General features: G+C 47.4%; 6 protein-coding genes. 2 read left to right on the top strand and 4 right to left on the bottom strand.

The annotated features are described in order from the left end of the window. Both VN105_RS05310 and VN105_RS05315 read left to right on the top strand, forming a co-directional pair. The coding region (locus tag VN105_RS05310; RefSeq protein WP_325638655.1) for a transporter associated domain-containing protein at nucleotides 1-817 on the top strand (817 nt) is incomplete at its 5' end. 61 nt (nucleotides 818-878) lie between these two features. Next, nucleotides 879-2,363 carry an arylsulfatase gene (locus tag VN105_RS05315; protein ID WP_325638657.1) on the top strand — a complete coding sequence of 495 codons (1,485 nt, stop codon included), beginning with the start codon at nucleotides 879-881 and terminating at the stop codon, nucleotides 2,361-2,363. 71 nt (nucleotides 2,364-2,434) lie between these two features. On the opposite strand, the gene VN105_RS05320 is transcribed toward VN105_RS05315, so the two are convergent. The 4 genes from VN105_RS05320 to VN105_RS05335 form a co-directional block, all read right to left on the bottom strand. After that, on the bottom strand, nucleotides 2,435-4,789 hold the full coding sequence (locus tag VN105_RS05320) for an ABC transporter permease (RefSeq protein ID WP_325638659.1): 2,355 nt from the start codon (nucleotides 4,787-4,789) through the stop codon (nucleotides 2,435-2,437). 398 nt (nucleotides 4,790-5,187) lie between these two features. Continuing rightward, nucleotides 5,188-5,823 carry a response regulator transcription factor gene (locus VN105_RS05325; protein ID WP_325638661.1) on the bottom strand — a complete coding sequence of 212 codons (636 nt, stop codon included), beginning with the start codon at nucleotides 5,821-5,823 and terminating at the stop codon, nucleotides 5,188-5,190. Nucleotides 5,824-5,832: 9 nt separating this feature from the next. Next, complete coding sequence (locus VN105_RS05330; protein WP_325638663.1) at nucleotides 5,833-6,612, bottom strand: sensor histidine kinase; 780 nt, start codon at nucleotides 6,610-6,612, stop codon at nucleotides 5,833-5,835. Beyond that, on the bottom strand, nucleotides 6,582-7,221 hold a 640-nt coding region (locus tag VN105_RS05335), incomplete at its 5' end, for a hypothetical protein (RefSeq protein ID WP_325638665.1). The genes VN105_RS05335 and VN105_RS05330, both read right to left, overlap by 31 nt.

Here is a 7,221-nt window from a genome sequence, read left to right on the forward strand (position 1 = left end):
CACTGCCAGTACAAAAATCATTCTCGGCCTCTTCTCCGTAAATACCATCCGGGAAGAAAAACTAACAGAAAACGACCTCCGGAGCATGCTCACCACCGCATACAAACAGGGACTGATAGATAAAGGAGAATTTACCCTCCACAAGAACCTGTTTTCTGCGTACGACCTTACCGCAGAAAATATTATGACGCCTTCAGGCATGATCACCTTTGTAAAAAACGAAATGAACAGGACCGAAATAACGGAAACGATTAAACGAAGTATTCACCGCACCTTCCCGGTGATCAATGATAAAAAGGAAATGCTCGGTGCTCTGGGGGCAAAAGAATTTATGCTGTACCCTGATAAACCCCTGGAAGCCCTCCTCGGCCCTGTTTCTTTCCTGTCGCTGAACCAGGCTGTGTACGATGTTTTCCAGCAGCTGCGCCGTGAAAATACCAATATGGGCGTGGTGATCAATGAATACGGCGCCTGTGAAGGAATGATCTCCTATCACGACATTGTATCCGGTCTTCTTGGTGGCAGCCTCCCGGGATTCAACGCCACAGAGCGCTACCTGGTGCAGCAGCCCGACAAAAGCTGGCTTACTTACGGCTACACGCGACTGAACTACATCCGTGAAACACTGAACTTTGAATGGCTCCGTGAATATGAAAGAGAAGATATCACCATCGCCGGGCTGCTGATAGATAAACTGAAACACATTCCTGTACCCGGCGAAAAAGTAACGCTCCACCAGGTAATATTTGAAATAAAAACAATGGACCACCACCGCATCGACGAGGTGGTTATCCGTACGCAAACGCTTGCGCAATAATACTTTTGCTATAGTTTATCTTCCATAACCTTTTTATCTTGACACAAACAATCTGACGGCCATGGTAAGAAAAACTCTCGTGTTGGGATGGCTCGCCCTGCAGGGCCTTATTTCCTCCGCTCAAACAAAAAAACCGAATATTATTTTTATTTATGCAGATGACCTGGGGTATGCAGAAACAGGCCCTTACGGTCAGCAAAAAATAAAAACACCTCATCTCAACCGTCTCTCTGCAGAAGGTATTCACTTTAACCAGTTTTATACCAGCACACCGGTGTGTGCACCTGCACGCTGTATGATGCTCACCGGCCGTCATGGAGGACACTCCTATATCCGCGGCAATTATGAAATGGGCGGCTTCGCCGATTCGCTGGAAGGCGGTCAGATGCCCTTACCGGAAGGTACGGTAACCATTGGCACCATGTTGCAGAAAGCCGGTTACACTACCGGCGCTATCGGTAAATGGGGATTGGGCATGCCATATAACACCGGCGATCCCAACCGGCAGGGGTTTGATTATTTCTACGGATACCTTGACCAGAAGCAATCACACAGCTTCTATCCTACCCACCTGTGGGAAAACGGGAAGGCCGACAGCCTCCGGAATACCTTTATCAATGTGCACAAGCCCCTCTCACCAGCCACCGCCACGGATGCGGATTTCGATTATTACAAAGGAAAAGATTATGCGATAGATGAAATGACGCAGAAAGCCACACAGTTCATCAGGAAGCATCAGCAACGTCCTTTCTTTCTTTATCTCCCTTATACTATACCGCACGTTTCCCTGCAGGTGCCCGACAGCGCGCTCCGGCAATACATCGGCCAGTTCAATGAAAAGCCCTACTACGGCCAGCAGGGCTATAGCCCGCAGAAATACCCGCTCTCGGCCTATGCAGCCATGATCACTTACCTGGATTCACAGGTGGGCATCATCATGGACCTGGTGGCCAGTCTCGGGCTGGACAATAATACCATTATCATGTTTTCGAGCGACAATGGCACTACTTTCAACGGTGGTGTTGATGCTGTCTTCTTTAACAGCACCGGGGGCCTGAAAGGGCTTAAAATGGACCTTTATGAAGGCGGTATCCGCGAACCGTTTATTGTGCGCTGGCCCGGGAAAATACCCGCAGGAACATCGTCGGAGCTGCCATGCGTACAGTACGACCTGATGGCCACTATCGCCGCAATGGCAGGCATTCCCGCCCCGCCAGGCGACGGTATTTCACTGTTACCGGAAATGACCGGCAAACATGCGCAGCTAACCGGAAGAAAATATCTCTACTTTGAATATCCCGAAAAAGGCGGCGCCGTTGCCATCCGCATGGGAAAATGGAAAGCCATAAAAAACGGCCTGAAGAAAAATCCGGCGGCTCCCTGGGAGCTATATGACCTCAGCACGGATAAAGGAGAAGAACATGATGTGGCTGCCGCACACCCGGAACTGTTGCCTGAGTTCAGCAACATCGTGAAAAAAGAACACCGGAACGCACATATCAATGAATGGGAGTTCATCAACCCGAAAATCAGTAAAACAAAATAAAAACAATGCAGGAATTTCCGGTATTGAAAATTCCTGCACTGCTTTATCTGTAACCACAAAAATATCCGGGCCTATTCCGCCCGCAGGCTCTTCACCGGGTTGGCTAATGCAGCCTTCAGCGCCTGGTAACTCACCGTAGCCAGTGCAATGGCTATAGCCAGCAAACCCGCAAAAATAAAGATCCAGCCACTGATAGCAATCCTGTATTCATATGCCTGCAACCAGCGTTGCATCATCCACCAGGCCACCGGGAATGCCAGCAAACAGGAAATACCCACCAACTTCATATACTCTTGTGATAATAAACCGGTAAGCCCGGCAACAGAAGCACCCATCACTTTGCGGATACCGATTTCCCTGGTTCTGCGCTCGGCGGTGTAGGCGGCCAGCCCGAATAATCCCAGGCATGAAATAAAGATGGCAAGTCCGGCAAAAAAAGCGACGAGCTTACCGGTAAGCATCTCTTCCCTGAACAGGGCGGCAAACTCAGTATCTGTGAAAGTGTATTCAAAAGGATAGCCGGGATTGTAACGTGCAAATATTTTCTCCGTAGCAGCGAGCGCCGTGTTAATATTCGCTTCGGGCTTAAAGCGGATGCTTATATACTCCGTATAATCCGTATTGCTGAAAAGCAGGAACGGGGCGCTGGCGGTATACATATTATTATACAGGAAATCGCCTATGATACCCACAATATGATATGCGCGGTTATTGTTATAAATAATACCGCCTACCCTGCCTTCTGCTCCCATACTTACCGCCATCGAACGATTGATGATCACGTTGTTACTGTCTGTACGCGCATCGGTATTAAAATCCCGGCCGGCCAGCAGCTGCATATTCATGGTATTGATATATTGCGGGCTTACACCGTCGTAGGTAATAAGCACATTCTTTGCAGGCTCTTTTCCCTTCCATGTATAGTTGTCGGCGTTATACCAGATCTTCAGCATGGGCGACTGGCTTAAAGCGGCATTGGTTACCATGCCGGTTTCCTTCAGGTCATGCAGTATCGCTTCAAAATGGTCCCTGACATGGCCCTGCATATTAACAGACAACAGCCGGTTTTTATCAAATCCCAGGTTACGGGACTTAACATGGCTAATCTGCTGGTATACGATGATAGTACAAATGATAAGTATAATGGAAACAGAGAACTGCGTAACAACAAGGCCCCGCCGGATAAAACCTGCCAGCACATTACCGCTGCCTTTCATTTTTTTCAATACGCCCACCGGGTTAAACGAGGAAAGGTAAAAAGCCGGGTAACTGCCTGCCACGGCGCCTGTAAGCAACCCTATCAGCAACAGCGCACCGGTATGCGACGGCTTCCACAACGAAAGCGACAGCTGTTTACCGATAATGGCGTTAAATACCGGCAGCACCAGTAGCAGGATCAGGACAGCAAGTATGACGGCAATAAAAGCCATCGTAACCGACTCTGTCATGAATTGCAGCAGCAGCCTGTCGCGGCCCGCGCCCATTACCTTACGCACGCCCACTTCACGGGCGCGCTTTTCAGAGTTAGCTGTAGCAAGGTTCATAAAATTAATACAGGCAATCAGCAGGATGATGCCGGCAATGATACTAAAGAGACGAACGTATTGGATACGGCCACCGGTAACCTTGCCATCAGTATACTGATCATACAGGTTCCAGTCGTCCATAGCCTGTAAAAAACATACGGTATTGGTACTTGCTTTTGTACTGAGATATGTTTTCAACTGACGGTTCACGGCTGCTACATCTGCATGAGGCGACAACTGCACATAGGTGCGGACGCCGTTGGCGTCCCATCTTTTTATCCAGTCGTGGCTGGCCTCTATTACTTCAAAAGGCGCCAGCCACTGGAAATTAAAAGTGCCATTCTCCGGGAGCGCTTTGAACACACCGGTAATCATATAGTCGTTGCCGTTATTCATGGTAAGTGTTTTACCCACGGCATCTGTGGTGCCAAAGAAAGCGGTGGCCATCCGCTCGCTGATCACAAGGGAATTTATCTGTTGAAAAGCCGTGGCAGGATTGCCGCCTACAAACTGCAGCCCAAGCATAGCAAACAGCGAAGCATCCGTATAATGCCCGTCTATATTCATATGTTTATCCTTCCAGCTAAACAGTTCCCGGGAATTACCACCACTGCGGGCAGCCCTTACCACACCGGGCACATCCTGCGGTAATGCCTTACCCATAGGTCCCGGCGTGCCCATGTAGGTAGAAATTTTACCATCATGGGTCTGGTTTTCCCTGACTATGTAAAGGTGCTCATAGTCCGGTATATCATGGTTAAACTTAAGCTCGGATTCTATCCACAGGCAGATAAGCGCTGTACAAACGATACCTCCGGTGAGGCCTGCAATATTCAATACACTGTATCCCCTGTTTCTGCGGAAATGGCGAAGAGCAACATTGAAATAGTTTGCAATCATAGCTTTTGGTTGAGACTATACCCGCGCCCAAAGAAAATGCCAGCAAATAGTACTATGAAAACCAATCGCTTACTTTGCAAATGTCCGGATAAACTGTCCGCATTTGGAAACAGCTGTTCGAAACCGGACAAACAGGCATTCTTAAAACTACTGAATATGAATGCCTTGTATTTTCACCTGCTTTTTGCAGCTTCCGCTAACCATGATTAACAGTTACCTGAAAACCGTCCTCCGCAGCATTACAAGAAAGAAAACATATCCATGCCGGCACAATTGGCCCGGATATTTTCGTGTATGCTATTACGTTATCGCTGCTGATGGCATGGATCACGGTAGGCTATAAAGCGCTGAAAGCGGCTTTATCCAACCCGGTAAGGAATCTGCGGGAAAACTAAATCTTATAAAGTAACCAGCTGCCGGCGAAGTGCTTCCAGCACCATACCGGTGCGGCTTTGTACGTTTAATTTATTAAACAATATTTCCCGGTAACCATCCACCGTTCTTTCGGTTACATTCATTTTAGCGGCAATGGCTTTATAGGTAAGATCACTGCATGCGAGGTGAAGAAATTCGCGTTCCCGCTCCGTAAGTGTTTGTTTTTGTTCCGACTGCAGCAGCAGGCGGCGGTAGTTAACATTGGAGGCATCGTTGCTATACTGACCTGTATTGTAAATTTCTGTTAGTGCTTTTTCCAGTTCTGTGGGATGGATATCTTTAAGGAGATAGGCACAGCAACCGGCCTTTAGCATTTCTATGATCGTGGCGTCATTGTCCTTCATTGACAAGGCTACTACTTTAACGGTGGGATATAATTTCAGTACGGCTTCCGTGGCTTTGGCGCCGTCCATCACCGGCATATTCACATCCAGCAGCAGGATATCGGGTGGTGCAGGCAGCTGAGCCAGTTTATCCAGCATTTCTTCGCCATTCATCGCTTCGGCTACAATGTGAAAACCTGCGAATCCGCCCACCAGCAAACTAAGTGACTTCAGGAACAACTGGTGATCATCTGCAATACCTATGTTGATCTTCATAAACAAAAATTATTCAAGGGGTAATGTTATCAATACGGCGGTACCGCCGGCGGTTGTTACTTCCCAGCGGATATCGCCTCCAAGCAAGCTGGTACGGTGTTGCATATTACGGATCCCCATACCGATAGCCGACATACTGGTTTTATCAAAACCCGAACCGTCGTCTGCAATAATGAGGATCAGCTGCTGGTTTGCTTTCCGGATGCTGATGTCAATCACCTGTGGCCGGGCATGTTTAATGCAGTTCTGCATGGCCTCCTGGATGATCCGGAACAGGATGATCTGAGGTTCCGCCTGCAAAGGTAATTCCATCAGCTCATAAGTAAATTTGACCGTAATAGCCCTGCTGGAATTGATCCTTTCCACTTCCGCCTTCAGGTTTTCTATCAGGCTGAACTGATCCAGCCACTGCCGGCTGAATGATTTTGAAAGCGCCCGCAGATGTTGAATGGCGGTGCTCAAGGTATCTTCTGCAATCTGCAACGTATCCGGGATTTCCTTCATGCTCCTTTGGGTAACATTGATCAGGAGCTTGGTGCTGCTTAATAACTGGCCTATATCGTCATGCAATTCCTGTCCGAGGTGGGCAAAGGCTTCTTCCTGCATTTCAATCTGGGACCACATTAATTGTTTGTCGTAATCTTCTTTCATTAACTTAAGCTGATGTAAATACGCATCCTGCTTCTTCTTATAACTTATTACCGCAGCCACTACCACCAGTCCCATGATGGTAACCAGCAACGAAATAAAAATCACTGCTACAAAGAGATCCTGTTTGACCGGAAGCATACTACGCCTTTTATCAGCATAATATACAACAGGTAATTGGATAATGAGTTCAACACCGCGAAAAAATGCCTGGCCCTGGTAGTATCATTTTCCAGTAACAGGTTATAAAAGGCGTTTACACTCACGGAAGCCGCGAAGTAAATAAAGAAAGCAAGGGTTAACCAAAAAACAGGGTGCCGGAATATAGATGCTTCACTATCCGGGGTTATTGAAAAAAAGGATAAAAGGCACCAGCAAATAACCAGGAAGCTTTCTATGGTGATGTTGATACCCGGAAAGGCACGCCATCCGCCCAATACAAAGCTGTAGAAAAGAGACACAAAGCAAAACACGAAAATGGAAATACCCATTAATAAACGCCAGCGATAGTCCCTGATCCCCGATCGGAGAATAATTGTAATCAAACTATATTCCAGCACCACAAAAAAATGATACACTATAAAAAAACCTAAACCTTTAGTACCGATCATTTCCACTATCACCTCTGTGATAATAGATACGCCGAGCAATACGGTTAATAGCTTTACTTCCCTGTGTTCCAGGTGAAACAAACTAATAATAAAACAGGCTATCAATAAAGCATAATATGCATACACCCAACCGTTCATC

Source organism: Chitinophaga sp. (assembly GCF_035564935.1).
In the GTDB taxonomy this organism is placed as follows: Bacteria; Bacteroidota; Bacteroidia; order Chitinophagales; family Chitinophagaceae; genus Chitinophaga.